Source organism: Streptomyces profundus (genome assembly GCF_020740535.1).
In the GTDB taxonomy this organism is placed as follows: domain Bacteria; phylum Actinomycetota; class Actinomycetes; order Streptomycetales; family Streptomycetaceae; genus Streptomyces; species Streptomyces profundus.
Genome location: NZ_CP082362.1, coordinates 39,313 through 65,187 on the forward strand (window position 1 = coordinate 39,313; position 25,875 = coordinate 65,187).

Annotated in this window: 26 protein-coding genes; 15 read left to right on the forward strand and 11 right to left on the reverse strand. The window is 74.1% G+C overall.

Annotation, left to right across the window (positions count from 1 at the left end):
• Positions 1 to 23: 23 nt before the first annotated feature.
• A complete protein-coding gene (locus K4G22_RS00190) occupies positions 24 to 1,331 on the reverse strand; it encodes a DUF6986 family protein (protein WP_228077520.1) in 1,308 nt (435 codons plus the stop codon).
• 199 nt (positions 1,332 to 1,530) lie between these two features.
• Here K4G22_RS00190 and K4G22_RS00195 point away from each other — a divergent pair, with 199 nt between their 5' ends.
• Positions 1,531 to 1,743, forward strand: a complete 213-nt coding sequence (locus K4G22_RS00195) for a hypothetical protein (RefSeq protein ID WP_228077521.1) — start codon at positions 1,531 to 1,533, stop codon at positions 1,741 to 1,743.
• Positions 1,744 to 1,789: 46 nt separating this feature from the next.
• Here K4G22_RS00195 and K4G22_RS00200 read toward each other — a convergent pair whose 3' ends face one another.
• The 3 genes from K4G22_RS00200 to K4G22_RS00210 form a co-directional block, all read right to left on the reverse strand.
• Complete coding sequence (locus tag K4G22_RS00200) at positions 1,790 to 2,752, reverse strand: electron transfer flavoprotein subunit alpha/FixB family protein (RefSeq protein ID WP_228077522.1); 963 nt, start codon at positions 2,750 to 2,752, stop codon at positions 1,790 to 1,792.
• A gap of 89 nt (positions 2,753 to 2,841) precedes the next feature.
• The gene (locus tag K4G22_RS00205; RefSeq protein ID WP_228077523.1) at positions 2,842 to 3,627 is read right to left on the reverse strand and encodes an electron transfer flavoprotein subunit beta/FixA family protein; all 786 of its coding nucleotides are present in this window, start codon (positions 3,625 to 3,627) and stop codon (positions 2,842 to 2,844) included.
• Positions 3,628 to 3,776: 149 nt separating this feature from the next.
• Positions 3,777 to 4,127: a TlpA family protein disulfide reductase gene (locus tag K4G22_RS00210; RefSeq protein WP_228077524.1), complete on the reverse strand. Its 351-nt coding sequence runs from the start codon at positions 4,125 to 4,127 to the stop codon at positions 3,777 to 3,779.
• A 229-nt stretch (positions 4,128 to 4,356) separates the two neighbouring features.
• Between K4G22_RS00210 and K4G22_RS00215 the strand changes: the two genes are divergently transcribed.
• Positions 4,357 to 5,073: a lysophospholipid acyltransferase family protein gene (locus K4G22_RS00215; RefSeq protein ID WP_228077525.1), complete on the forward strand. Its 717-nt coding sequence runs from the start codon at positions 4,357 to 4,359 to the stop codon at positions 5,071 to 5,073.
• A gap of 284 nt (positions 5,074 to 5,357) precedes the next feature.
• Here the strand turns inward: K4G22_RS00215 and K4G22_RS00220 are convergent, their stop codons facing one another.
• From K4G22_RS00220 to K4G22_RS00230, 3 genes are read right to left on the reverse strand one after another with little or no spacing between them, the layout of a single operon-like run.
• Positions 5,358 to 6,434, reverse strand: a complete 1,077-nt coding sequence (locus K4G22_RS00220; protein WP_228077526.1) for a threonine aldolase family protein — start codon at positions 6,432 to 6,434, stop codon at positions 5,358 to 5,360.
• Positions 6,431 to 7,210, reverse strand: a complete 780-nt coding sequence (locus K4G22_RS00225) for an SDR family NAD(P)-dependent oxidoreductase (protein WP_228077527.1) — start codon at positions 7,208 to 7,210, stop codon at positions 6,431 to 6,433. The genes K4G22_RS00220 and K4G22_RS00225 overlap by 4 nt, the downstream gene beginning before the upstream one ends.
• Before the next feature lie 46 nt (positions 7,211 to 7,256).
• Positions 7,257 to 8,654 (reverse strand): DUF6421 family protein, encoded by a 1,398-nt coding sequence (locus K4G22_RS00230; RefSeq protein ID WP_228077528.1) that lies wholly within the window; start codon positions 8,652 to 8,654, stop codon positions 7,257 to 7,259.
• Between the two features lie 111 nt (positions 8,655 to 8,765).
• Between K4G22_RS00230 and K4G22_RS00235 the strand changes: the two genes are divergently transcribed.
• Positions 8,766 to 9,449, forward strand: coding sequence for a glycerophosphodiester phosphodiesterase (locus K4G22_RS00235; RefSeq protein ID WP_228077529.1), 684 nt, complete (start codon positions 8,766 to 8,768; stop codon positions 9,447 to 9,449).
• Here K4G22_RS00235 and K4G22_RS00240 read toward each other — a convergent pair.
• A complete protein-coding gene (locus K4G22_RS00240) occupies positions 9,433 to 9,987 on the reverse strand; it encodes a GNAT family N-acetyltransferase (protein WP_228077530.1) in 555 nt (184 codons plus the stop codon). The two genes, K4G22_RS00235 and K4G22_RS00240, sit on opposite strands and share 17 nt — an antisense overlap.
• A gap of 130 nt (positions 9,988 to 10,117) precedes the next feature.
• Here K4G22_RS00240 and K4G22_RS00245 point away from each other — a divergent pair, with 130 nt between their 5' ends.
• The 4 genes from K4G22_RS00245 (at position 10,118) to K4G22_RS00260 (ending at position 13,287) form a co-directional block, all read left to right on the forward strand.
• Positions 10,118 to 10,696, forward strand: a complete 579-nt coding sequence (locus K4G22_RS00245; RefSeq protein WP_228077531.1) for a DUF5134 domain-containing protein — start codon at positions 10,118 to 10,120, stop codon at positions 10,694 to 10,696.
• 64 nt (positions 10,697 to 10,760) lie between these two features.
• Entirely contained in the window at positions 10,761 to 11,702 is a 942-nt protein-coding gene (locus K4G22_RS00250) for a M56 family metallopeptidase (protein ID WP_228077532.1), read from the forward strand.
• 44 nt (positions 11,703 to 11,746) lie between these two features.
• Positions 11,747 to 12,445 carry an HAD family hydrolase gene (locus K4G22_RS00255; RefSeq protein WP_228077533.1) on the forward strand — a complete coding sequence of 233 codons (699 nt, stop codon included), beginning with the start codon at positions 11,747 to 11,749 and terminating at the stop codon, positions 12,443 to 12,445.
• 197 nt (positions 12,446 to 12,642) lie between these two features.
• Positions 12,643 to 13,287 carry a TetR/AcrR family transcriptional regulator gene (locus K4G22_RS00260; RefSeq protein ID WP_228077534.1) on the forward strand — a complete coding sequence of 215 codons (645 nt, stop codon included), beginning with the start codon at positions 12,643 to 12,645 and terminating at the stop codon, positions 13,285 to 13,287.
• Positions 13,288 to 13,294: 7 nt separating this feature from the next.
• Here K4G22_RS00260 and K4G22_RS00265 read toward each other — a convergent pair whose 3' ends face one another.
• Entirely contained in the window at positions 13,295 to 14,770 is a 1,476-nt protein-coding gene (locus tag K4G22_RS00265; protein WP_425336571.1) for an LVIVD repeat-containing protein, read from the reverse strand.
• A gap of 130 nt (positions 14,771 to 14,900) precedes the next feature.
• On the opposite strand from K4G22_RS00265, the gene K4G22_RS00270 reads away from it, so the two are divergent.
• A complete protein-coding gene (locus K4G22_RS00270; RefSeq protein ID WP_228077535.1) occupies positions 14,901 to 15,590 on the forward strand; it encodes a DUF305 domain-containing protein in 690 nt (229 codons plus the stop codon).
• A 109-nt stretch (positions 15,591 to 15,699) separates the two neighbouring features.
• Positions 15,700 to 17,058 carry an FAD-dependent oxidoreductase gene (locus K4G22_RS00275; RefSeq protein ID WP_228077536.1) on the forward strand — a complete coding sequence of 453 codons (1,359 nt, stop codon included), beginning with the start codon at positions 15,700 to 15,702 and terminating at the stop codon, positions 17,056 to 17,058.
• On the opposite strand, the gene K4G22_RS00280 is transcribed toward K4G22_RS00275, so the two are convergent.
• The gene (locus K4G22_RS00280; protein WP_228077537.1) at positions 17,055 to 17,423 is read right to left on the reverse strand and encodes an ArsR/SmtB family transcription factor; all 369 of its coding nucleotides are present in this window, start codon (positions 17,421 to 17,423) and stop codon (positions 17,055 to 17,057) included. The genes K4G22_RS00275 and K4G22_RS00280 overlap by 4 nt on opposite strands.
• Before the next feature lie 119 nt (positions 17,424 to 17,542).
• On the opposite strand from K4G22_RS00280, the gene K4G22_RS00285 reads away from it, so the two are divergent.
• The 4 genes from K4G22_RS00285 (at position 17,543) to K4G22_RS00300 (ending at position 21,431) form a co-directional block, all read left to right on the forward strand.
• Positions 17,543 to 18,625, forward strand: coding sequence for an NADH:flavin oxidoreductase/NADH oxidase (locus K4G22_RS00285; protein ID WP_228077538.1), 1,083 nt, complete (start codon positions 17,543 to 17,545; stop codon positions 18,623 to 18,625).
• A 120-nt stretch (positions 18,626 to 18,745) separates the two neighbouring features.
• A complete protein-coding gene (locus tag K4G22_RS00290; protein WP_228077540.1) occupies positions 18,746 to 19,423 on the forward strand; it encodes a uracil-DNA glycosylase in 678 nt (225 codons plus the stop codon).
• Positions 19,420 to 20,433, forward strand: coding sequence for an N-acetylglucosamine kinase (locus K4G22_RS00295; protein WP_228077541.1), 1,014 nt, complete (start codon positions 19,420 to 19,422; stop codon positions 20,431 to 20,433). Before K4G22_RS00290 ends, K4G22_RS00295 begins: the two co-directional genes overlap by 4 nt.
• 110 nt (positions 20,434 to 20,543) lie before the next feature.
• On the forward strand, positions 20,544 to 21,431 hold the full coding sequence (locus tag K4G22_RS00300; protein WP_228077542.1) for a sirohydrochlorin chelatase: 888 nt from the start codon (positions 20,544 to 20,546) through the stop codon (positions 21,429 to 21,431).
• Positions 21,432 to 21,456: 25 nt separating this feature from the next.
• Here the strand turns inward: K4G22_RS00300 and K4G22_RS00305 are convergent, their stop codons facing one another.
• Complete coding sequence (locus tag K4G22_RS00305) at positions 21,457 to 22,965, reverse strand: cryptochrome/photolyase family protein (RefSeq protein WP_228077543.1); 1,509 nt, start codon at positions 22,963 to 22,965, stop codon at positions 21,457 to 21,459.
• Between the two features lie 168 nt (positions 22,966 to 23,133).
• Here K4G22_RS00305 and K4G22_RS00310 point away from each other — a divergent pair, with 168 nt between their 5' ends.
• Positions 23,134 to 23,598: a MarR family winged helix-turn-helix transcriptional regulator gene (locus K4G22_RS00310; protein ID WP_228077544.1), complete on the forward strand. Its 465-nt coding sequence runs from the start codon at positions 23,134 to 23,136 to the stop codon at positions 23,596 to 23,598.
• Positions 23,599 to 23,735: 137 nt separating this feature from the next.
• Positions 23,736 to 25,844: an MMPL family transporter gene (locus K4G22_RS00315; RefSeq protein WP_228077545.1), complete on the forward strand. Its 2,109-nt coding sequence runs from the start codon at positions 23,736 to 23,738 to the stop codon at positions 25,842 to 25,844.
• Positions 25,845 to 25,875: the final 31 nt, after the last annotated feature.

Genomic DNA, 25,875 nt, shown 5'->3' on the forward strand with positions numbered 1-25,875 from the left:
GATCAATCTCCGACCGCCTCCCATCACGTCCCATCACCATGGCCTCGGGTCGGCCGGGGCGCGGCGAGCTGGTGGAGGCGCTCGGGGGTGAGCCCGGAGCCCTCGACCACCTCGGGACGTTCCAACGCTCCGCAGGCGAGGCCACGCAGCAGGAAGCCGGCGAGGGCGCGGGCGGTGGCCGGCTCGTCCAGCACCTCCCCCTCGGCGCCTCGTTCGTAGGCGGCGAGCCGGTGGGCGGCGGGGGCGAATCCGGCGCGGTAGAAGGAGTGGACGGCGGCGTAGCGGGTGGGGAGATGCCCCGGGTGCATGTCCCAGCCCTGGTAGTAGCCCCGGGCGAGGGCGCGGCCGACCAGCCGGTGGTGGGTGCGCCAGGCGTGCCGGACCTGGGCGGTCGGGCCGACGGGCAGGACGTTGGTCGAGCCGTCGGAGAGCCGCACCCCGGTGCCGGCGGCGGCGACCTGCATCACGGCCTTGGCGTGGTCGGCCGCCGGATGGTCGGGGGCCTGGTGGGCGGCGCTGATGCCCAGCGCCGCGCTGTAGTCGAAGGTGCCGTAGTGCAGGCCGTCGGCGCGCCCGTCGGCGGCGTCGATCAGCCGGGCGACGGTCGCGGTGCCGTCGGGGCCCACGACGGCCTGGGCGGTCTCGATCTGGATCTCGAAGCGCAGCCGCCCCGCCGGCAGTCCGCAGGCGGCCTCCAGCGCCTCGCAGAGCCGGACCATGGCGGCGACCTGCCGGGCGTCGCTGACCTTGGGCAGGGTCAGCCGCAGCCCCGCCGGGAGCGGTCCGTGGGCGAGGAGGGTGCTGAGGAAGACGTCCAGGGTGCGGATGGCCCGCTCGCGCACCTGGGCCTCCAGGGACTGGCAGCGGATGCCGACGAACGGGGGCGCCGTGCCGGCCGCCGCCTCGGCGGCCAACTGGCGGGCGACGCGGGCGGCGACGGCGTCCTCCTCCGCGTCCGGGCGGGGCGCGAAGCCGTCCTCGAAGTCGAGCCGCAGATCCTCGACGGGCTCCTCGGCGAGCTTGGCGCGGACCCGGGCGTAGAGCGCCTCGTCCTCCTCCAGGCCCCGGGGCTCGCCGTGCAGGGCGGCGGCGAACGCGGCGGCGTCCGGGGCGTGTTGGTCGAGCAGCGCCAGCGCGGCGCGGCCCCACTCGCGCGGGGTGTCGGGGGTGTAGCGGTCGGCCGGCACATAGACGGTGTGCACGGGCTGGCGGCTGCCGTCGTCGCCCGGGTAACGGCGGGCCAACTCGGCGTCGACGGCGGCCAGGGCCGTCCCCAGCTCGACGTTGACGGCGGTGGTCAGGCTGGTCGTCACGGGGTCACCGTGCTCCATGCGTCCTGCTCCGATCGGTCGACTCGGTGGGAGGGGTTCCCGGCGGAAACACAACGCGGGGCGCGTCACGCCGCGTTCATCGGGCGACGGCGGATCGCCACGGAGGGTTGATCGCGGGGCAAAGGCCACGTCATGCGGCTGTCCGACGCTGGATGCGGCGGCGGGGTTCCGTCGCGGAGCGTGGACGAAGGAGTGCGTCATGGAATACCACCACCTGCTGGCGGCGCTGGTCCTGGGCCAGTCCCAGAAGGACAACGGCAGCGGTCCGCCGCCGGCCGTCTCGGATCTGGAGGCGGACCGGCGGGCGGGGCGGCGCGCCGCTCCGGCGCCGGCCGCCGGCGCGCCCCTGGGCCAGGGGCCGCGCGGGCGCCGGCGACGGCGGACGAACGCCGCGCCGGTGCCCGTCACCTGACGGGCACCGACGCGGCGCGGCGCGGCCCGCGGGGCTGTGGTTCCTGCTAGCTCTTGCGGGCCGTGACCTCGTCGGTGAGGGCCGGCACGATGTCGAAGAGGTCGCCGACGACGCCGAAGTCGACCAGCTCGAAGATCGGCGCCTCGGCGTCCTTGTTGACGGCGACGATGGTCTTCGAGGTCTGCATCCCGGCGCGGTGCTGGATGGCGCCCGAGATGCCGGCGGCCACATACAGCTGCGGGGACACCGTCTTGCCGGTCTGGCCGATCTGGTGCGAGTGCGGGTACCAGCCGGCGTCGACGGCGGCGCGGGACGCGCCCACGGCGGCGCCCAGCGAGTCGGCGAGCGCCTCGATCACCGCGAAGTTCTCCGCGCCGTTGACGCCGCGTCCGCCGGAGACGACGATCGCGGCCTCCGTCAGCTCGGGCCGGCCCGTGGACTCGCGCGGGGTGCGGGAAACGACCTGCGTCCCGGTGGCCAGCGGGCCGAAGGACACCGCCAGCTCCTCGACCGTGCCGGCGGCCTGGGCCGCCTCGGGGGCGACGGAGTTGGGCTTGACGGTGATCACCGGGGTGCCCGTGGTGACCCGGGAGGTGGTGGTGTAGGCGGCGGCGAACACCGACAGCGTGACGACGGGGCCCTCCTCCCCCGCGGTCACGTCGATGGCGTCGGTGATCAGGCCGGACTCGACGCGCAGCGCCAGCCGGGCGGCGATCTCCTTGCCCTCGGCGCTCGACGGCACCAGCACGGCGGCCGGCTCGACCGCGGCGACGGCGGCTTGCAGGGCGTCGACCTTGGGGGCCACCAGGTAGTCGGCGAACTCGGGGGCGTCGGCGGCCAGCACCCGGACGGCGCCGTGCTCGCCGAGCACCTCGGCGGCGGCCTCGGCGCCAGGGCCCAGGTGGACGGCCACGGGCTCGCCGAGGCGGCGGGCGAGGGTCAGCAGTTCGAGAGTGGGCTTGCGGACGGTGCCGTCCACGTGGTCGACATAGACGAGGACTTCAGCCATGGGTGCGCTCTCCAGCGGATTCGGGACGAGGTGCGGGGATCTGCGGCCGGAACCGGCCGCGCGGGGCGTCGGGCGGACGCTCGGCGGGCTCAGAGGAACTTGCGCTCGGCGAGGAACGCGGCCAGCCGCTTGGCGCCGTCGCCCTCGTCCGTGACGACCTCGCCCGCGGTGCGCGCCGGGCGCGGGGTGGCCGAGTCGACGGTCGTGCGGGCGCCGGCTTGGCCGACCTCTTCGGCCTCGATGTCCAGATCCTCCAGGTCGAGGGTCTCCACCGGCTTCTTCTTGGCGGCCATGATGCCCTTGAAGGAGGGGTAGCGGGCCTCGCCCGACTGGTCGGTGACGGAGACCACGGCGGGCAGCGCGGCCGTCAGGCGCTCGGTGGCCGCGTCGCCGTCCCTGCGCCCGGTGACCCGGCCCTCGGCGACGGAGAGCTCCGACAGCAGCGTCACCTGCGGCACCTCAAGGCGCTCGGCCAACAGCGCGGGCAGCACGCCCATCGCGCCGTCGGTCGAGGCCATGCCGCAGACCACCAGGTCGAACCCGACGTGCCGGATCGCCTTGGCGAGGGCCAGCGAGGTGCCCAGCACATCGCTGCCCACGAGGTCGTCGTCCTCGATGTGCACGGCCTTGTCGGCGCCCATCGACAGCGCCTTGCGCAGCGCGTCCGTGGCGTCCTCGGGACCCGCGGTCAGCACCGTGACCTCGGCGTCGTCCGTCTCCTCCGCGATGCGCAGCGCCTGCTCGACCGCGTACTCGTCCAACTCGGAGAGGAGGCCGTCGACGGCCTCGCGGTCGGTGTTCAACGCATCGGTGAAACCGCGGTCGCCCGTCGCGTCGGGTACGTACTTCACACAGACAACGATCTTCAAGCTCACGCCGGCTCTCCTACAGCTAGTCGGTCCGCAACGGGACTGGCAAGATCAACCCGGTAGTTACTCACCAGTACACTCAGGGTATCCCCCTTGGGCAAGGATGTCGCACTGTGACATGGCCAACGTGCGATCATCTGACCGCAGCCAGCTTCTCAGCCGGGCCGCGCGTCGATGGCGGCACCCAGCGCCGCGATCACGTCCACGCGACGAGGCTGCCCCGTCGCCCTGCGGACCACGCGTCCCCGCGCGTCGAGCACCAGCACGGTCGGGGTGCCGGTGACGCCGAGGGCCCGCACCAGGTCGAGCCGGGCCTCGGCGTCGATCTCCTGGTGCGCCACCCCGTCCACCATGGTCGCCACCTCGGCCAGCACGGCGCGGGTGGCGCGGCAGGGCTGGCAGAACGCGGTGGAGAACTGCACCAGCGTCGCGCGGCGGCCCAGCGGGCCGGCGCCGAGCGTGGCGGCGTCCAGCCGCTCGGGCGCGGATCCCGCCGCCGCGGTCATGGTGTCTCCCTCCGGCCCGGTGGTTGGCTCGTCCTCTTCCCCGCACAGCGTGCCAGAGGTGCTTTTTCTTCCCGGCGACGCCCTCAACTCCCGTCGGGATCGCGCCATCTGGGGGCCGCGCGCGGCCCCCTCGTCCCGCCCGGGGGTGGCGATCCCCCGCTCTTTCGGGCACGATCGGGCCACTCGGGAAGTTACGGTGGCGTAGGTTGCCGCTTGAGAGAGGTCCTTCATGGCAGAGTTCGTGTACCCGCCGGTCATCGCCACCGCGCGGACGATGTTCAAGGTGCTCGACCTGCGCTTCGACATCAGCGGCGACGAGCATGTGCCGCGTCAGGGCGGTGCGGTGCTGGCCAGCAACCACATCGGCTATATGGACTTCATCTTCGCCGGCTTCGCCGCCCGCCCGGCCAAGCGGCTGGTGCGCTTCATGGCCAAGGACTCGATCTTCCGGCACAAGGTGTCGGGGCCGCTGATGCGCGCCATGAAGCACATCCCGGTGGACCGCGCCAGGGGCGACCAGTCGTTCGCCCCCGCGCTGGAGGCGCTGCGGGGCGGGGAGATCGTCGGGGTCTTTCCCGAGGCGACGATCTCCCCCTCGTTCACGCTGAAGAAGTTCAAGTCCGGCGCCGCGCGGATGGCGCAGGAGGCGCAGGTCCCGCTGCTGCCGGTCGCGCTGTGGGGCACGCAGCGGCTGTGGACGAAGGGCCGCAAGCGGGATCTACGGCGCAACCACGTCCCGATCACCATCAGGATCGGCAAGCCCATGCTGGCCGATCCGGACGAGCCGGCGGCCAACATCACGGAGCGGCTGCGCGAGCGGGTGCACGAGCTGCTCGACGCCGCGCAGCGGGCGTATCCGGACAAGCCGGAGAAGCCGGAGGATACCTGGTGGCTCCCCGCCCACCTCGGCGGCGCGGCCCCCCCGCCCCCGGCCTCCCACTCCTGACCCCGGGCCGGCCGGGCCCCGTGGGGACACTGCCACGTCGCTCGTAGCCGGTCCGCCCCCGCGCCCCGCGAGGCCGGACGCCAGCCGGCAGCCAGCGGCGGGGCGCGGGGCACCGCTTGGCCGGCGGGGGCGAGCCCCACGTCTCCCGGCCGCCCGCCGCGCAGCCGCTGAGGCGCCGGATCGCGGCTCGTACTCCCCCGGACTTCGTCCGGGAGGTGCCCCCAAGGTCCCCTCGGACGGAGTCCGGGGGAATCGTGAGCCCGTGAAGATCCGAACGTATTGCCCTAACGGCCGAGTTCCTCCCGCAGGGCCGTCAGGAAGCCGTCGACGTCGTCAGGCGTGGTGTCGAAGGAGCACATCCAGCGGACCTGGCCGGCCGGTTCGTTCCAGAAGTAGAACGCGTAGCGCTTCATCAGTCGCCGGCTCACCTCCTGGGGGAGTTCGGCGAAGACGCCGTTGGCCTGGACGGGGTGGCAGATCCGCACGCCGTCGAGGTCGCCGGCGCCCGCCGCCAGGCGGCGGGCCATGGCGTTGGCGTGGCGGGCGGAGCGCAGCCAGAGGTCGCCGGCGAGCAGCGCCTCGAACTGGACGGAGACGAAGCGCATCTTCGACGTCAGCTGCATGGAGAGCTTGCGGAGGTGGCGCATGGCGCGGACCCGCTCGGGGGCGAGGACGACGACGGCCTCGCCGAGGAGCAGGCCGTTCTTGGTGCCGCCGAAGGAGAGGACGTCCACGCCGGCGTCGGTGGTGAACGCCGTCAGCGGGAGGTCCAGCGTCGCGGCGGCGTTGGCCAGTCGGGCGCCGTCCACATGGACGGCCATGCCGTGTTCGTGGGCGAGGTCGGCGATGGCGCGGATCTCGTCCGGGGTGTAGAGCGTGCCGAGCTCGGTGCTCTGGGTGAGCGAGACGACCTGCGGCATGGCGCGGTGCTCGTCGTCGAAGCCGAACGCCTCGCCGGCGATCAGCTCGGGGGTGAGCTTGCCGTCCGGGGTGGGGACGGTGAGCAGCTTGAGGCCGCCGACCCGCTCGGGGGCGCCGCCCTCGTCGACGTTGATATGGGCGCTGGTGGTGGTGATCACCGCACCCCAGCGGTCGGTGAGCGCCTGGAGCCCGACGACGTTGGCGCCCGTGCCGTTGAAGACGGGGTACACCTCGGCGCGGGGGCCGAAGTGGTGGCGGAAGAGGTCGCCGAGGTGCGTGGTGTAGGCGTCGGCGCCGTACGCGGACTGGTGTCCGCCGTTGGCCAGGGCGAGGGCCGCCAGCACCTCGGGGTGGGCGCCCGAGTAGTTGTCGGAGGCGAAACCGCGGACGGCGGGATCGTGACGGCGGCGGGCGTCGGTGGGGCCGAAGGGCGGGGTCACGGCTTCTGGGTGAGCCACAGGCGGTTTCCGTTCACTTCCTCGGTCGGGGTGGTCCACAGCCTGCTGACGGCGTCGGCGAGGTCGTGGACATCGGTGAAGCCGGCGAACCTCGCCTTCGGCTTCTGGGCGCGCATGGCCTCGGTGACCAGCGCCTTGACCACCAGCACGGTGGCGGCGGCCGGCGGTCGGGCGCCTTCGGCCGCCGCCTTACGGTAGTCGTCGGCCAGCGCCAGCGTCCACGCCTCGGCTGCCGACTTGGCGGCGGCGTAGGCGGCGTTCCCCGCGGTGGGCCGGCTGGCGCCGGCGGCGCTGACCAGCACGAAGCGGCCGTTGCCGGAGCGGGCGAGCGGGGCGTGGAAGGCGAGCGAGGTGTGCTGGACGGTGCGCACCAGCAGGTCGTGGAGGAGCGTCCAGTCGGCGAGGTCGGTCTCGGCGAAGGTCGGTGAGCCGCGCCAGCCGCCGACGAGGTGCACCAGGCCGTCGATCCGGCCGTATTCGCGTTCGGTCCGCTCGGCCCACTCGCGGGTGGGGTCGAGGTGCAGCAGGTCGACGGTGTCGCCGATGACGGTGGCGCCGCCGTGGGCGAAGCGGGCGGCGTCGACGCCCTCGGCGAGCCGGGTGGGGTCGGCGTCGGCGGCGACCACGACGGCGCCGGCCTCGGCCAGCCGCAGCAGGGTGGCGTGGCCGGCGGGGCCGCCGGCGCCGGCCACCGCGATCACGGCTCCTTCGAGCGCGCCCCCGGGCCTGGGGGTTTCGCCTGGGACGGGGTTGTTCATGGGGTGCCTCCTCGTCGAAGCGTGCTGCCCGGGGGCGGGCCGGCGGTCAGGCGGCCCTGGTGGGGGCCTGGTCGGCGGTGATGCCCCGGGTGGACTCGATCACCTTACGGAGCTTCTTGCCGAGCGCTTCGTAGAAGAGGCTCAGCGGGAACTCGTCGGGCAGTACGTCGTCCACCAGGCGGCGCGGCGGCTGGTCGAGGTCGAGGGCCTCGGCGCCCTTGGCCCAGACGGAGCCCGGGTGCGGGGAGAGGTAGCGGGCGACCAGATCGTAGGACTTCAGCCAGTGCACGATCTTGGGCCGGTCGATGCCCTTGCGGTAGAGGGTCTCGATCTCGTCGCGCAGTTGGGCGGTGACCTCGCGGGCGCGGGCCCAGTCGACGGTGAGGCGGTTGTCGCGCCAGCGGAGCGCGTCGTGCTGGTGCAGGTAGGCGAAGAGGAGTTGGCCGCCGAGCCCGTCGTAGTTGCGGACCCTGGCGCCGGTCACCGGGAAGCGGAAGAGGCGGTCGAGCAGCACCGCGTACTGCACGTCGCGGCCCTGGGGATAGCCGTCGTCGGCGAGGCGGCCGGCCTCGTGGAAGGCGGTGAGGTCGCAGCGCAGCTCCTCCAGGCCGTACATCCAGAACGGCTGGCGCTGTTTGATCATGAACGGGTCGAAGGGCAGGTCGCCGTGGCTGTGGGTGCGGTCATGGACCATGTCCCACAGGACGAAGGTCTGCTGGCAGCGCTGTTGGTCGGTGAGGAGGCCGCTGGCGTCCTCGGGCAGCTCCAGGCTGGTCACCTCGCTGGCGGCGCTGATCACCCGGCGGAATCTGGCGGCCTCCCGGTCGCAGAAGATGCCGCCCCAGGAGAACCGGGCGGGCGCCTGGCGCACGGCGATGGTCTCGGGGAAGAGGACGGCCGAGTTGGTGTCGTAGCCGTCGGTGAAGTCCTCGAAGGTGATCCCGAGGAACATCGGGTTGTCGTAGCGGGTGCGCTCCAGCTCGGCGAGCCACTCGGGCCACACCACGCGCAGCACCACGGCTTCGAGGTTGCGGTCGGGGTTGCCGTTCTGCGTGTACATGGGGAAGACGACCAGGTGCTGGCGGCCGTCGGCCCGCTCGGCCGTGGGCTGGAAGGCGAGCAGCGAGTCGAGGAAGTCGGGGACGCCGAAGCCGTCGTCGGCCCAGCGGCGCAGATCGTCGACGAGGGCCCGGTGGTAGGCGGCGTCGTGCGGCAGCAGCGGGCTCAGGCGTTGGACGGCGTCGACGATCGTGTCGATCCGGCGCGTCAACTCGGCGCGGTCGGGGGCGCCTTCGGCGGCGAGGTCGATCGAGCCGTCCTTGGCCTGGGCGGGCCGGATCGCCGCGACGGCGTCCCTGAGCACCGGCCAGGCGGGATGAGCGACCACACGGTCCGCCGTCAATCCGTCGCCCTTTGCCGCGATTGACGCGAGACTTTCCGTCATGACCCACCCTCCACAGAAGAATATGCAGCGTATCCACGGTATCCCCAGAAGATTGCCCGATCAACCGGGCGTCCCGTGGGCCCCTTCCGTGCGGGCTCTAGGGTGTGGGCCATGGCGCTGCTGACCGTGGGACACCGTGGGCTGATGGGTGTGGAGCCGGAGAACACCCTGCGTTCCTTCCGCAGGGCCGAGCTGACCGGCCTGGACGTGATCGAGCTGGATGTGCGCCTGAGCGCGGACGACGCGCTGGTGGTGCTGCACGACGCCCGGGTGGATCGGACCACCGACGGGCGGGGGGCGGTCGCCGAGCTGACGCTGGCCGAGCTGCGGAGGCTGGACGCCGGCGGGGGCGAGCGGGTGCCGACGCTCCAGGAGGTGGTGACGGAGGTCGGCGGACACCTTCAGCTGGAGATCAAGGACCCGGCCGCCGCCGAGCGGCTGGCAGGACTCGTCGAGCGGCACCGGCTGCACCACCGGGTCACCGTGATCTCGTTCCACGACGCGGCGCTCAGCGCCGTGGCCGCGCTGCTGCCCGAGGTGCCGCGAGGGCTGGTCACCGGCACCTCGACGCCGAGTGCGCCGGAGCGAGCCGTGGCACTGGGCTGCGCGCTGGTCTCCGGTGAGCTGCCCCGGCTCGACGAGGAGGTGGTGGGCCGCTGCCGGGACGCCGGACTCGCCGTGCTCGGCTGGACGGTCAACACGGAGGCGGAGCTGGCCGAGGCGCGGGCGCTGGGCCTGGACGGGGTGGTCACCGACCGTCCGGAGATCGCGCGGTCGGTCAGGGCAGCGGCTTGACCAGCACGTCGAACCGCAGATCGGGCCGACGCGGCAGGCCGAAGCGCTCGTCGCCGTAGGGGAAGGGCTCGGTCTCGCCCGTGCGCGTGTAGCCACGGCGCTCGTACCAGGCGATCAGCGCCTCGCGGGCGGAGATCACCGTCATCCTGAGGCGTTCCGCGCCCCAGTCGCGCGCCGCCGTGCGCTCCGCCTCGGCGAGGACCTGCCGGCCGAGGCCCGCGCCTTGCAGCCCGGGGCGCACGGCGAACATCCCGAAGTAGGCGGTGCGTGGCCCGCCCTGGTCGGCGGGCGGCTCGCGCAGCTGGCAGCAGGCCACCAGCTCCCCGTCCCGCCAGGCGGTGAGCAGCCGGCTCCCCGGGTCCGCGACCAGCTCGCGCACGGCGTCGGCGTCGGTGCGGCGGCCGTCCAGCAGATCCGCCTCGGTGGTCCAGCCGGCGCGGCTGGCCTCGCCCCGGTAGGCGGATTCGACCAACGCCACCAGGGCCGGGACGTCCGCCTCGTTCGCCTCGCTGAAGATCAGCTCCGTTGTCGCGGTCACAGCGCAGCATCCTAGTTCCACACGTCCCCACCTCCGCGCGCCCCCGCGCTCCCATGCGCCGCCGTGGGGGGACGCGGCATCGGGCAGCCTCTGCGCGGAGGTCGCCGTCGAGACCGCGCGGAGGTGGGCGATGCACGGGCCCGTGCTGGTGAACTGGCTGCTGGTGGTGGTCTGCGGCGCGACGGGCGGCTACTGCCTGGCGCGGCTGCGGCGGGCCGCTCCCGGCGAGCGGCAGGGCCGGGGGCTTGAGGCCGCGATGGGGCTCGGCATGGCGCTGATGGCGCTGTCGATGGCCGGCGGCGTCGCCGGGGCCGCGCCCCCGTCCTGGCTGCTCGTCGCCCTGGCGGCGGCGAGCACGCTGGGCGCGGCGCTGCCGCTCGGCGCCGGCGCGCGCCACCGGGCGCACCATCTGGTGGAGGGCGCCGCGATGCTCGCGATGGCGTGGGCCATGGCCGGGGGACATCCGGGACACGGGCCACCGGGGTGGGCGGGGCCCGCGCTGGTCTACTTCGGGCTCTACGCGCTGCGGGCCGCGCCCCGCCTGCTGCCGCTGCCGGCCGGGACGGCGGCGGGGTCGGCGGTGGGGACAGCGGTGGGGACAGCGGCCGGGACAGGGGCCGCCGGGGACGGGCAGCGGCCGGACGAGGTGGGCGCGGCCTGTCGACTCGCCCTGTCCTTGGGGATGTTCACCATGGTGCTGGCCGGGTGAGGCGTTGCTCACGCCGGCGGCCCCGGGGGACGCCCGGCCGCCGGCGGCGTTCTAGGCTGGGCTCATGGTGATCACCATCACGCTCCTGGTGCTGGGCGCGCTCACCGCGGCGATGGCGCCGCGCGTGGTGGCCCGTGGTTCCTGGTCGGATCGCGAACCGGTCCTGGCCCTGTGGATGTGGCAGTGCGTGGTGGCCGCCGTGCTGCTGTGCTGTGTGCTGGCGATGGCGCTGTCCGGCGCCGCCGCCTGGCGGGCCGTGCACGGCGGGGTGTTCGCGCCGGCTCCCGCGGTGGTGGTGGACGCCTACGCGCTGCCGCCCGACGGCGACAGGTGGGCCGCCCTGATCGCGTTGGCGCTGGCCTTCGGCGGCCTGTGGACGGCCGTGGCGCTCACCCGCGAGGTGCGCCGGGCCAGGGCGGGGCGGCGGCGGCGCCGCGCCGAGCTGCTGGCCCGTTCCCCCCGGCTGCCGGGCGAGGAGTCCGGATCGGCCGAGCGGCTGGTCGTGTGGGAGGACGAGCGCCCGGACGCGTGGCTGCTGCCCGGCACGCCGCCGAGGCTGGTGATCACCACCGCGGCGCTCCGTCGCCTGAACCGGCGGCAGTTGGACGCGGTGTTGGCGCATGAGCGCGGGCACGCGCTGGCGCGTCACCACTGGCTCCAGCACTGCGCCGGCGCGCTGGCCGGCGGCTTCCCCGGGGTGCCGGTGTTCGCCGCGTTCCAGGCGCAGGTGCACCGGCTCGTCGAGCTGTCGGCCGACGACATGGCCTCCCGCCGGTTCGGCCGGATGACGACGGCGCTGGCGCTGGTCGGGCTGAACGAGGGGCGTGGGGTCTTCTCCCACGCGTCGGAGCACGCCGAGGTGCCGCAGCGGGTGAGTCGGCTGCTGGCCCCGGAGCGCCGGCTGTCCCCCGCGCGGCGGTTGCGGCTGACGGCGGCGGTGACGCTGGTGCCGGCGGTGCCGCTGCTGGTGGCGTTCGCGCCGGGTCTCTCCGCCCTCACCGGCTGAGCTTCGGCTGGTGGCCCGGGGGCGGGCCGGGAGAGGATCGGGGCATGACGATCTCGGGTGTGCTCTTCGACTTCTCCGGGACGCTGCTGCGCGTCGAGCCGACCCTGGACTGGCTGCGGGTGGGGCTCGACCGGGTGGGGGTGAGCCTGCCGGCGGCGGAGACGCGGCGACGCGCGGCCGAGCTGGAACGGGTCGGCGCGCTGCCCGGCGGTTCGGAGCCCGATGAGGTGCCGCCCGGCCTGCGCGAGCTGTGGGAGGTGCGGGACCGCGACCCCTCGGGCCATCGCGAGCTGTATGTGACGCTGGCCAGGCAGGTGCCGCTGCCGGGGGCGCCCGAGGTGTACGACGCGCTCTACGACCGGCACAGGGAGCCGGACGCCTGGCGCGAGTACCCGGACACCCGCCCGGTGCTGCGCGCGTTGCGGGAACGCGGCCTGCGGGTCGCCGTGGTGAGCAACATCGGCTGGGACTTGCGGCCGGTCTTCCGGGAGCACGGCCTGCTGGAGCTGGTCGACGCGTTCGCGCTGAGCTATGAACACGGGGTGCAGAAGCCCGATCCCGCGCTGTTCGCCCACGCCTGCGCGGCGCTCGGGGTGGCGCCCGAGCGGGCGCTGATGGTGGGGGACAGCCCCCGCGCGGACGGCGGGGCGACGGCGTTGGGCTGCGCGGTGCACCTGGTGCGGCATCTGCCGGTGGACGAACGCCCCAAGGATCTGCTGCCCGTCCTGGATCTGGTGCGTTGAGCCGGGAGCGTCGCCCGAGGGATCGGGGCGCCGGCTCGGGACCATCGGGGCGTCGGCTCGGGAAAGGAGTCGGCGGCGGTATCGGACGGTCCCCCGCGCCGCCCGATACCGCCGCCGGACTGATCGCAGCCGACCCGGGCCGAGGTCAGGTGCCCGGCTGAGTATATTGGCTGTGAGCCAGTCAACAGGAGCCCAGCATGTCGCCTCGCAGCGCATCGGTCAATGAGGAGATGCGCCGTCGTTCCCGCGAGAGGCTGCTCCAGGCCGCCGTCGAGCTGGTCGCCGAACGCGGTTACGAGGCCACGACCTTGGGTGATATCGCGGATCGCGCGGGCGCGGCCCGGGGCTTGATCTCGTACTACTTTCCGGGAAAACGTCAACTGTTGCAGTCGGCGGTGCACCGTCTGATGCACCGCAGGCTCTCCTCGACGCTGGATCGGGATCCGCGGCCCGAGGGGGAGGACGCCGGTCGGGAGCTGATGGCGCGCGCCATCGACGCGATCCTGGGGCTGGCCGAGGAGCAACCGGTGTTGATGCGGGCGCACATGGCCGGGCTGCTCCAGTGCGAGGGCTTCATCCAGTGCGCCGAGCAACAGCGGCTGGCCCTTCTGCTGCGGAACACGGTGGTCGAGTTCGGCTCGGCCGATCCGGACGGCGACTACCCGATGCTGCGTGCCCTGCTGATGGGCGCGGTGGTGGCCCAGCTGCTGCCGGGCGCGCCGATGTCGTCCGCTCGGCTGCGGGCGGAGCTGTTCGCCCGCTTCGACCTGTCCTGGCGGTTGGGCATCCCGCCGAGCGAGTCGCCGCCCGGCGGGATGCCCAGGCCACGGGTGTCCCCGTAGCGCGGGCTCAGCGGTAGGTGGGTTGGGTCTGCGCGTTCAGCTCGTGCAGCCGCACCCGGCGGGCCGGATCGGTGCGCCGGTCGTCGATGCGCAGGACGTCCAGGCCCTTCTGGTCGTTGGAGTACACATGGCCGTTGTAGTAGTAGGCCGACCAGGAGCCGCCGAAGGAGAGCTGCTCGCCGTTGACGGGGCCGCGTTCGAAGTAGCCGATCTCCCGGGGCCGCCGCGAGTCGGTGAACTCCCAGAAGGAGACGCCGCCCTGGTACCAGGACTGGACCATGATGTCCCGGCCGGGCACCGGGATCAGGGAGCCGTTGTGGGCCACGCAGTTCTCGGTCTCCGCCTGGTGGCGCGGGATCTTGAAGTAGCTCTGGAAGCTCAGCCGGCGGTGTTCGCCCCGGCCCTCGACGTGGTAGATCCCGTTGGCGCCGAACTCCTCGCCGGTGCGGGCGTCGCAGGTCGCGCCGCTGCCGCCGCCGAGTTCGTCGGTGAAGACGATCTTCCTTCCGTCCTGGCTGAAGGTCGCCGAGTGCCAGAAGGCGAAGTGTTCGACGTCCCGCACCCGGTCCAGCACGCGGGGCGCGGCGGGGCGGGAGATGTCCAACAGGATGCCGTCGCCCATGCAGGCGCCGGCGGCCAGGTCGAGGGCGGGGTAGGCGGTGATGTCGTGGCAGCCGCTGGTGGCCGATCCGTCCTCGTCGCCGGGGAACCCGCCGTCGGGGAAGAGCACCTCGAAGCTGGCGAGCGCGGCCCGCTCGGGGGCGTGCTTGGGCACCTTGACGATGGAGATCCCGTCGTGCGGGGGCTGGCAGTCGGGGAAGGTCTGGTTGGGCCCGTAGGAGGAGACATAGACGTAGACGTCGCGCCGGTCGGGCACCAGCGTGTGGGTGTGGGAGCCGCAGGCCGTCTCGACGGCGGAGACATAGCGGGGGGCGCGCAGGTCGCTGATGTCGAAGACGCGGATGCCCTCCCAGGAGTCGGCCTCGGTGGCCGGCTGGGGCTCGCTGGCGCAGGAGTCGTCGGACCGTGAGGAGTCGACGGACAGGAAGAGCAGGTCCCCGGAGACCGAGATGTCGTTCTGCGAGCCCGGGCAGAGCACCCGGGTGACGATCTCGGGCGCGCTGGGCCGGCTGATGTCGTACACCACGAAGCCGTCGTAGTTCCCGGCGAACGCGTACGTGCCCTGGAAGGCGATATCCGTGTTGGTGCTGGTGAGGCCCTCGGAGCGCGGGATGTTGGCGAGGTGGGTGACGTTGTCGCTGTGCGCGATCTCGTCGACGCCCGGTATCTCGCCGCTGGCGATGGCCGCTTCGACCGCCCGCCGGTCGCTCTCGGAGATGTCCTCGGTCGGCGGGGGCTCGTCGCCCGGATCCGGCGTCGCCGCGGCGGGATGGGCCACCAGCAGGGCCACCACCAGGCCGAACAGGACCGCGAGCACACCGAGGCGCCCTTGTCGTCGACGGAGCCTGTGCCACGATGTCACTGGACGTTCTCCCTCAATCCTCGGACGGGGCGGTGCGGTTGCCCCGTCATGCATACCCCTCACCCCGCTATTTACATGAGCACGTCAATATGGGTAACAGGAATGTCATACGCCGCAACAGGAGGACCCGTTGACGGACCGCCCACGCCCCGGATCCCGCTCCCCCCTGGTCGCGCTGGTCACTCTGGTGGCCGTCGCGCTGGCGACGGTCGCCCTGTCCGGCTGTAGCGGCGGCGCGGCCTCGGCGGCCGACGAGGGCCCGCCGGTGGTGGCGCCGGGCGCGCCGGGCGAACCGGCCGAGACGCTGAGCGCCGATGAGGCCGCCGAGCGGGCCCCGGGCGAACGCCCGCCGGGGCCGGCCGACCTCACCTATATGGACGGCATGGTGGAGCACCACGGGCAGGCGCTGGTGATGACCGAACTCGCCCTGGAACACGCCGAATCGGACGATGTGCGCCGGCTGGCGGAGCGGATCGAGGCCGCCCAGACGCCGGAGATCGAGGTGATGCGCGCCTGGCTGGAGCGGCACGACGACCTGGCGCACGGACCGGGCGAGAACCACGGCGAGCACGGGGACCACGCCGAGCACGGGGGCATGGCCGGGATGGCGTCGGCCGAGGAGTTGGCGCGGCTGGCCGACGCCAGGGGCGCCGACTTCGACCAGCTCTTCCTCACCCTGATGGTCCGCCACCACGAGGGAGCGGTCACCATGGCCGCCGCCGTGCTGGGCGAGACCACCGACGAGGACGTGGAACGGCTGGCCACCGATGTGATCGCCAGCCAGTCGTCGGAGATCGCACGGATGGCCGACCTGCGCTGAGGCGCACCGGCCCCCGCGTGGGGCTCGCCAGGCCGGCCGCGCGGTGGGATGCTGGAGGGGAGTCCGCGCCCGATGCTCCACGTCCGAAGCGAGCGGCAGGGGGTTCGCCATGGTGCGCATCGCAGTGGTCGGTTCCGGTCCCAGTGGCGTGTACACCGCCCAGGCGCTGCTCGACCAGCACCCGGGCGCGGAGCTGCGCGTCGATGTGCTGGACCGGCTGCCCTGTCCCTACGGCCTGGTGCGCTACGGGGTGGCCCCCGACCACCAGAAGATCAAGTCCCTACAGGCCACGCTGCGGCGTGTGCTGGAGGATCCCCGGGTCCGTTTCCTCGGGAACGTCCCGGTGGGCGCCGACGGGGTGCGCGCGGAGCGGCTGCGCGCGCTCTACGGCGCGGTGGTGTACTGCGTGGGCGCGGCGAGGGACCGGCGCCTCGGGATCCCGGGCGAGGAGCTGGCCGGCAGCTGGTCGGCCACCGACTTCGTCTCCTGGTACAGCGGCCATCCGGACGCGCCCCGGCTGGAGTTGCCCGGGCACACGCGTTCGGCCGTGGTGATCGGCGCGGGCAATGTCGCGCTCGACGTGGCCCGGATGCTGGCCCGCACCGCCGCCGAGTTGCGGAGCACGGATGTACCGCCCCCTGTCCTCGCCGCGTTGGCGGACAGCGCGGTGCGCTCCGTGCATCTGGTGGGCCGACGCGGCCCGAGCCAGGCCAGGTTCACCACCAAGGAGCTGCGCGAGCTGGGCACCCTCGCCGAGGCCGAGGTGGTGGTGGACGCCGCCGAGCTGGCGGCCGATCCGGACGGCGCCGAGCCCGCGTCGCTCGGCGCCAACGCCCGGCGCAACCTGGCGGCGTTGAGCGCCTGGGCGGACGCTCCCCCGCGCGGCCGGGCCCGACGGATCGCGCCCCGGTTCTTCCTGCGCCCCGTCGAGCTGCTGGACGACGGGGCGGGCGCGGTGCGCGCGGTGCGCTTCGAGCGGACCGCGGGCATCGGCGGCGGCCGGGTCACGGACACCGGCGAACAGGTGGAGATCGAGGCCCAGTTGGTCCTGCGGTCGGTGGGGTACCAGGGGGTGGCGCTGGACGGGCTGCCGTTCGACCCGGAGCGGGGCGTCGTCCCGCACGCCGCCGGGCGGGTGCTGCGGGGCGGGGATGTCGCGCCCGGGGAGTATGTGGCCGGCTGGATCAAGCGCGGCCCGACCGGGGTCATCGGCAGCAACCGCCCCTGCGGCAAGGAGACGGCGACCTCCGTGCTGGCGGATCTGCCGGCGCTGCCGGCCGCGCCGGCGGCCGATCCCCTGGCCGCGCTGCGGGCGGCGGGCGCCGATCCGGTGGAGTGGCCCGGCTGGCTCGGCATCGAGGCTGCGGAGGCGGCGCTGGGGCGCACGCTGTCCCGGGGGCCGGTGAAGATCGCGGACTGGCCCACCCTGCTGCGCGCCGCGGGGGACACGACGGGCGGCCGGCCCTAGAGAGGTTTTGCGGAGTCCTGCCGCCGCTGCTGGGCGGCGGCGTCGAGCACCACGTCGAGCAGGCCGGGGAAGAGCACGTCGAGGTCCTGGCGGCGCAGCGCGTTCAGCTTGGCCGTGCCCCGGTAGACCTGGCGGACGACGCCGGCCTCCCGCAGCACCCGGAAGTGGTGGGTGCAGGTGGACTTGGTGACCGGAAGCGGGAACGCCGAGCACGGCAGCTCGCGTTCGGTGGCGGCCAGCGCGCTGACCACGGAGAGCCGGACCGGGTCGGAGAGCGCGTGCAGCACCTGCTCCAGCCGGATCTGCGCGCGCGTGGGGTGCGCGAGCGAGCGGCTCGGGGCTTCGGGACCGGCGCTGAGCGTCATGGGGCCATGGTACGAGAGGGCGTTGGGGCGGACCCCGAAGCATCCCGAAGCATCGTACGATGGTCGTCGTACTATCCGGGTCCTCGCGCCCCGGTACCGACCTCGGGAGGATCCCCGCCATGAGCACGCTGTTCGAGCCCTGGTCGCTGCGTTCGCTTACCGTCCCCAACCGCGTCTGGATGGCGCCCATGTGTCAGTACTCCGCCGCCGTGTCGGGCCCTGACACCGGGGCGGCCAACGAGTGGCACCACACCCACTACACCACCAGGGCGGTCGGTGGCGCGGGCCTGATCCTGACGGAGGCGACCTCGGTCAGCCCCGAGGGCCGGATCAGCCATGCCGACCTCGGCCTGTGGAACGACCGGCAGCAGGAGTCGCTGACCGGGCTGACCCGCGCGCTGCGCGAGCGGGGCGCCGTGCCGGGGATACAACTCGCCCACGCCGGACGGAAGGCCGGCACGCGCCGCCCCTGGGAAGGCGGCGGACCGCTGGCCGGGGACGAGCGTCCCTGGCGTCCGTCGGCGCCGAGCCCGGTGCCGTTCGCCGACGGCTACGCGACGCCGGCGGAGCTGACCGAGGAGGGCGTCCGCGAGATCGTCGAGCAGTTCGCCGCCTCGGCGCGGCGCGCGCTGACGGCCGGCTTCCAGGTCGCCGAGGTGCACGGCGCCCACGGCTATCTGATCGGCGAGTTCCTCTCCCCGCACAGCAACCGCCGCACCGACCGCTACGGCGGCGACTTCGCGGGCCGGACGCGGTTCGCGCTCGAAGTGGTGGACGCCGTGCGGGCCGTGTGGCCCGACGAGCTCCCGCTGTTCTTCCGGATCTCGGCCACCGACTGGCTGACGGAGCACGGCTGGACGCCGGACGACACCGTGCGGTTCGCCCACGACCTGCGGGAGCACGGCGTCGACGTGCTCGACGTCTCGTCCGGTGGCAACGCGCCGCATGTGAGGGTGCCGACGGAGCCCGGTTACCAGGTGCCGTTCGCCGCGCGGGTGCGGCGGGAGGCGGGGCTGCCGGTCGCCGCGGTCGGGCTGATCACCGAGCCGGACCAGGCGGCCAAGATCCTCGCCTCCGGCGAGGCCGACGCGGTGCTGCTGGGCCGGCAGTTGCTGCGCGAGCCCTACTGGCCGCTGCGCGCGGCCGGGGAGCTCGGGGTCTCTCCCCCGGCGATCCCCGCGCAGTACGAACGCGCCTTCTGACGGGATCGACCCCGCCGTTCTAAGGCGCACGGTTGCCCCCCGGGCGCGCGGTACCCGGCCGCGCGCCCGGCACGCGGCCGGGCAACGGGCTGTCGGTGCTTGCCAGTAGGGTGACGGACCGTGGCAGCACGAGCATTGCACGAGATTGTCGAAGCGGGCTGGGCGAAGGCGCTGGAGCCGGTGGCGGACCGGATCACGGCCATGGGGGACTTCCTCCGCGCCGAGATCGCCGCCGGCCGCACCTACCTCCCGGCCGGCCAGCACGTCCTCCGCGCGTTTCAGCAACCCTTCGACGACGTCAGGGTGTTGATCGTCGGTCAGGACCCGTATCCCACGCCGGGGCACGCGGTGGGCCTCAGCTTCTCGGTGGCCCCCGAGGTGCGCCCCCTGCCCGGCAGCCTGGAGAACATCTACCGCGAGCTGAACACCGATCTGGGCCTGCCGAGACCCTCGAACGGGGATCTCACCCCCTGGGCGGACCAGGGGGTGCTCCTGCTGAACCGGGCGCTGACCACCGCGCCCAGGCGCCCGGCCGCGCACCGGGGCAAGGGCTGGGAGGAGGTCACCGAGCAGGCCATCCGCGCGCTGGCCGCGCGGGGCCGCCCGCTGGTGGCCGTCCTGTGGGGGCGGGACGCCAGGACGGCGCGGCCGATGCTGGGCGGGGTGCCGGCCGTGGAGTCGGCGCATCCCTCGCCCATGTCGGCGGACCGGGGCTTCTTCGGCTCCCGGCCGTTCAGCCGGGCCAACGCCCTGCTCGCCGAACAGGGCGGCTCCCCGGTGGACTGGAAGCTCCCGTGACGTCAGGGGCCGGGACCGCCTCGGCCTGGGTGCTGGGCGTCGACTCGGGAGGCTCGGGCCTGCGGATCGCGCTGGCCGAGGCGACGCCGGAGGGCGCGCCGCGCCCCGGCGGCCGGCGCCGCACCGACGAGCCGGTGCGGACGGGCCCCGGCGGGATCGACGCCGGCCATCTGCTGGCCCAACTCCTGCCCACGGCACGGGCCCTGCTCGACGAGGTGGCGCCCAGGGAGCGGATCGACGCGATCTGCGTGGGGGCGGCCGGCATGGCGACGCTGGGCGGCCGGCTGCGGGCGGAGCTGCCCGAGGCGCTGGCCGCCGGGCTCGGGGTCCGCCGGCTGGCCCTGGCCGCCGACGCGGTCACCGGCTACGCGGGGGCGCTCGGCGAGGCGCCCGGCGCCGTGGTCGCCGCGGGCACGGGCATGATCGCGCTCGGCACCGACCTGGTGACCTGGCGGCGGGCGGACGGCTGGGGCCATCTGCTGGGCGATCTCGGCGGCGGCGCCTGGATCGGGCGGCGCGGGCTGACGGCCGCGCTGCGCGCGCACGACGGCCGCCCCGGGGGCTCGGCGGCGCTGTTGGCGCGCGCCGAGGCCGAGTTCGGGCCGATGTCCGGGCTGCCGGCGCGGATCTATCCACGCCCCGACCGCGCGGCGGTGCTGGCCTCGTTCGCTCCCGAGGTGGCGCGCTGCGCCACGGCGGACGAGCCGGACGAGGTGGCTTCGGGCATCCTGCGGGAGGCCGCGCGGGAGATCGCCGACTCGGCGGTCGCGGTCTGCCCGGCGGACACGGACGGCCGCGTCGCGCTGACCGGCGGGCTCCTCCAGCTCGGCGATCCGCTCACCGGGCCGCTGCGGGCGGAGTTGGCGCGCCGGCTCCCCCGGGCCCTGCTGGTCCCGGCCGCCGGCACCCCGCTGGACGGCGCCCTGCTGATCGCCGCCCGCCTCGCCCACGGCACATCCCACCTGCCCAAGGACCCCGCCCTGCTGCACATCGTCGACCACCGTGGGTAAGAGCCACCGCCGGCAGCGTCACACCGACGCGTGGGACATAACGGGACAGATCTGGTCCCTGTCCCCCCGGACGAACAGCCGGGCACATCAAGGCATTAACATGCGGCGACATGAGCTCCTCCACTGGGCCAGCATCCGGCCTCCCCGTACGTATGCCGCGACCCCGTCAGTCCGGACGCCATCGCAGGCCGGAGCCGGTGTCCGCCCCCGAAGGGGCGCCGCCGCTGGTGCTCGCGGTGCCAGGGACGCCCTCCGCCTCGTCTCTCTCCGTCGCCGAGGAGGTGTTGAGCATCGCCCGCTCCGAACTGCCCGGCCTGGACGGGCGGATCGGCTTCGCCGAGCGCGCGGGTGAGGAGTTCCCCTCCCTGGAGGAGGTGCTCTCCGGCGCCGACGCGGCGGCCTCGGAGGCGAGCGGTGCGCCCAGCGCCATCGTGGTGCCGCTGCTGGCGGGCCCGGACAGTGCCCAGTTGCGCGGCATACGGCAGACCGTGGTGCACAGCGGTTCGGGCGCCGAGCTGACCGATGTGCTGGGCCCGCACCCGCTGTTGGCGGAGGGCGTGCATGTCCGGCTGTCGGAGTCGGGGCTGGCCAGGGCCGACCGGGCGCGGCTGTTCACGGTCGCCACGGCCGCCGACGGCATCGTGCTCGCCACGGTGGGCGGTGAGGAGGCGGTGCAGACCGCGGGGATCACCGGCATGCTGCTCTCCGCGCGGCTCGCGGTGCCCGTGCTGGCCGCCGCGCTCGACGAGGAGGGCGCGGTGGCGCACACCGCGAACCGGCTGCTGGAGGCCGGGGCCCAGCAACTGGCCGTGGCGCCCTGCCTGATCGGCCCGGAGATCCCGGAGGGCCTGTTGGAGTCGGCGACCAAGGAGGCCGGTTGCCCGACGGCCGAGCCGCTGGGCGCCTACCCCGCGGTGGGCAAGCTGGTCCTCTCCACCTATATGGCGGCGGCCGGCCTGGCTCCGCAGCCGGCGTCTCCCGGCGGCCCGCGCGCCTGACCGCCGGGACGCGCGGGCGGCCCCCTCACGGGGGCGCGGCGTCCGATCCGGCCTCCCGCTGGTGGAGCAGCTCGGTCAGGTCGGCGAGACGGTCCAGGCCCCGCAGGGGCCTGGACATCCGTGCGTTGTCGGCGAACGTCTCACGGTGGCGGTCCAGGAAGGCCCAGTAGCCGGCGGTGAACGGGCAGGCCCGCTCCCCCACCCGGTCGCCGGGGCGGTAGGCGCAGGGCCCGCAGTAGTCGCTCATCCGCTGGAGGTAGGAGCCGCCCGAGGTGTAGGGCTTGGTGGCCATCAGTCCGCCGTCGGCGTGTTGGGACATGCCGATCACATTGGGCAGCATCACCCAGTCGTAGCCGTCCACGAAGCTGCGGTGGAACCAGTCGGTGACGGCGAGGGGGTGCCAGCCGCGCTGTAGGGCGTAGCTGCCCAGGACCATCAGGCGCGGGATGTGGTGGGTCCAGCCGGTGTCGCGCACCTGGGCGAGGACGGTGGCCAGGCAGCGGGCGGTGACGGCGTCGGCGTCGAGGTCGAGGAACCAGTCGGGCAGCGGCGCGGTGTGCCCCAGCGCGTTGCGGTCGCGGTAGTCGGCGCCGGCGTACCAGTAGAGGTGCCAGACGTACTCGCGCCAGCCGGCGATCTGCCGGACGAAGCCCTCCACGCTGCCCAGCGGCGCCTTTCCGGCGCGCCAGGCGTCCTCGGCCAGGGCCACGCACTCCCCCGGGTCGAGCAGCCCGAGGTTGAGCGAGGACGACAGCAGGCTGTGGCTGAGCACCGGATCGTCGGCGAGCATGGCGTCCTCGCGGGGCCCGAAGGTGGCCAGCCGGCGGTCGACGAAGCGGTGGAGCGCGGCGAGTGCCTCGCGTCGGGTGGCGGGGAAGGCGCGGGGGCCGTCCCGGCCGACGAACGACACCTCGCCGTCGCGTTCCCAGCGGTCGAGATCGGCCCGCACCTCCTCGTCGATGGCGTCCTCGCGCGGGCGGTAGGGCGCCGGCAGGCCCAGGGTCGAGGCGTGGCGGGGCGGCGGTTCGCGGTTGTCGTGGTCGAGGTTCCACCGCCCGCCGGCGGGTTGGTCCCCGTCCATCAGCAGGCCGTGGGCGCGGCGCACCCGGCGGTAGAGGTTCTCCTGGCGCAGCCCGCTCTCGTGGTACCGGTCGGCCCAGGCGCGGAAGTCCTCGGGGGCGAGCAGGAAGCCGCGCGGCGGCAGCACCGTGACCTGGTCCAGGGCGGTGACCAGCGCCAGCGCGGCGCGCGAGGTGGGGTGGTGGACGGTCACCCGGGCGTCGCCCACGGCGGTGCGCAGCCCTTCCCGGTAGGTGTCGGCCCTGATGTAGCGGACGCGGTCGCCGAGTTCGGCCGCCCGGTGGCGCATCGCGGAGAGCACGAGGTGGGCCTTGGCGCGGTGGAAGCGGCGTCGGCGCAGCACCGAGCGGGCCTCGATCATCACCAGCGGCGCCCGGCGGGCGGGGCCGCCGTCGCCGGGGGCGGTGAAGTGCGGGCCGAGTTGGTCCCCGAAGAGCCAGTGCGCGGTGCTCACGGCTGCCGGCCGTGTGACGACGTGTGGGGGTGGCGCATCGGGCTTCTCCTGGTGGGGGCGGGGCCGGCCCCCATCCTGGGCGACACCACCCCGCGGCGCGGGAAGCCGCGCCGGCGCGAGGCGCGGCCGGGCGCCGGCTGGCGATCCGCTCTTCTATAAGCTGACGGGATGGCCAGTACCGACGACTCGGCGAGCGATCTCCAGGCGTTCGCCCGACAGCTGCGGCACCTGAACGGGGAGATCAACCGTCTGGTCCACGGTTTCGCGCTGGCCCAGGGGCTGCATCCGACCGATGTGCAGGCGCTGGCCGTGATCCTGGACAGCGAGGCGCCGCTGACGCCGGGGAACCTGCGGAGCCGGCTGGGGCTCACCTCGGGGGCCGTCACCGCCTGCCTCGACCGGTTGGAGCGCGCGGGCCATGTGCGGCGTTCGCGTGCGAGCGAGGACCGCAGAGTCGTCCATGTGCACTACGCGGCGAGCGCCAGGCCGGCGGCGCGCGAGCACTTCCGTCCGCTGGCCGCCGCCGCCGAGAGCACCCGCGCGGGGTTCAGCGCGGCGGAGCTGGCCGTGGTGTCGCGCTTTCTGAACGCGCTCAACGAGGAGTTGGGCGAGCTGCGGACGCCGCGGCGCTGATCCGCACCCGTGTCACCCCCCGTCGCCGAGGCACGGTAGATTATCTCAATGATTGAGATTGTTATTCATTGAGTTAGCCGTCCCGGTGGACCAGCGTGGCGTTCGCCCCCGGGATCGGCGTCCGGTCAGGAGCACCTATGCCCAGCAGCACTCGGCGGATCCGTTGGCTGATCCCCGTCGTCGTCCTTCTCGTCTGGCTCGGCGTCGGCGCCGGCTTCGGCCCGTTCGCCGGCAGGCTCGGGGAGGTCGCCACCAACGACCAGGCCGCGTTCCTCCCCGGCGGCGCCGAGTCCACCCGGGTGCTGGAGGCCCAGAAGGCGTTCCGTCAGGACGAGACCCTGCCGGCGATCGTGGTGTGGACCTCGGACGAGGAGGGCGGTCCCCTCGATGAGGAGCGGCGGGCGGCGGCGAGCGAGGTACTCGCCGCGCTGGCCGACGACCCGGCGGTGGTGACGGAGCCGTCGCCCGCGCTGCCGGCCGAGGACGGTCTGGCCCTCCAGGGGGTGGTGCCGCTGGATCCCGATCTCGACGAGGAGTTGTCCGAGGCCCTGGAGCGGCTCACCCGGGCCGCCGAGGGGGTCCTCGGCACCAGCGTCCAGATCGCGGGTCCGGCGGCCAGCCAGGCGGACCTCTCGGACGCCTTCGCCGGCATCGACGGTCTGCTGCTCGGGGTCGCGCTGACGACGGTGCTGCTGATCCTGCTGCTGGTCTACCGCAGCGTGCCGCTGCCCCTGGTGATCATCGTCGGGGCCATGTTCGCCCTGGCGTTGGCCTGCGCGGTGGTCTATCTGCTGGCCGACCTCGACGTGGTGCGGGTGGACGGCCAGGTCCAGGGCATCCTCTTCATCCTGGTGATCGGGGCGGCGACCGACTACGCGCTGCTGCTCACGGCGCGCTACCGCGAGGAGTTGGCGCGCGGGGACGACCGGATGGCGGCCATGCGGACCGCGCTGCGCCGCTCCCTCGGCCCGATCACGGCGAGCGCGGCCACCGTGGCGGCCGGCCTGTTGGCGCTGTTGCTCAGCGACCTCACCAACAACCGCGCCCTCGGCCCGGTGGGCGCGATCGGGATCGGCTGCGCGGTGCTCAGCGCGTTGACGTTCCTGCCCGCGGTGCTGGTGCTGCTCGGCCGCGGGGCGTACTGGCCGGCCAGGCCGCGGCCGGCGGGCGGGCGGGATCGGGCGCACGGGCTGTGGACCCGGGTCGCGGCGCTGGTGGACCGGGCCCCGCGCAAGGTCTGGGTCGCCACCCTGGTGGTGCTGCTCGCGGGGGCCGCGTTCGCCCCGACCCTCAACACCAGGGGTGTGCCGCTTGACGAGGTCTTCGTCAACGACGCGCCGTCGGTGGCCGCCCAGGAGACGCTGGGTGAGCACTTCCCCGGCGGTTCCGGCAATCCGGCGGTGGTGATCGCGGACGCGGACGCGCTGGACGAGGTGGTCCGCGCGGCCGAGGGCACGCGCGGCGTGGCCTCGGTGGCACCGGTGACCGCGTCGGGCCGCCCGGACGGGGGCCCGCCGCTGGAGGTGGACGGCCGCGTCCGGCTGGAGGCGACGCTCACCGACGCGTCGGACAGCACGGCGGCCGAGGAGACCGTCCTCCGGCTGCGGGAGGCGGTGCACGCGGTGTCCGACGCGGACGCGCTGGTCGGCGGCTACACCGCCCAGCGGTACGACACCCAGCGCACCGCCGCGCACGACAGGACGCTGATCGTCCCCGTGGTGTTGGTGATCATTCTGCTGATCCTGATCGCCCTGCTGCGCTCGTTGGTGATGCCGGTGTTGCTGGTCGCGACCGTGGCCCTCAACTTTCTGACCACGCTGGGGGTTTCCGCGCTGGTCTTCCAGAACCTGCTGGGCTTCGGCGGGACCGACTCCTCCGTGCCGCTCTACGGGTTCGTGTTCCTGGTGGCCCTGGGCGTGGACTACAACATCTTCCTGATGTCCCGGGTGCGGGAGGAGGCGCTGGAGCACGGCCCGCGCGAGGGGGTGCTGCGCGGGCTCACCACCACCGGCGGGGTGATCACCTCCGCCGGGGTGGTGCTGGCCGCGACGTTCGCCGCGCTGGGGGTGATCCCGCTGGCCTTCCTGGTGCAGATCGCGTTCATCGTGGCCTTCGGGGTGCTGCTGGACACCCTGGTGGTGCGGTCACTCCTGGTGCCGGCGCTGGTCAGGGACATGGGCCGGGCCGCCTGGTGGCCCGGCGCGCTGAGCCGGGCACCGGACGGGGCCCGCCGGGGCCGCCCCTGACGTCGCCCGCCTCACACGTCAGCTCGTCAAC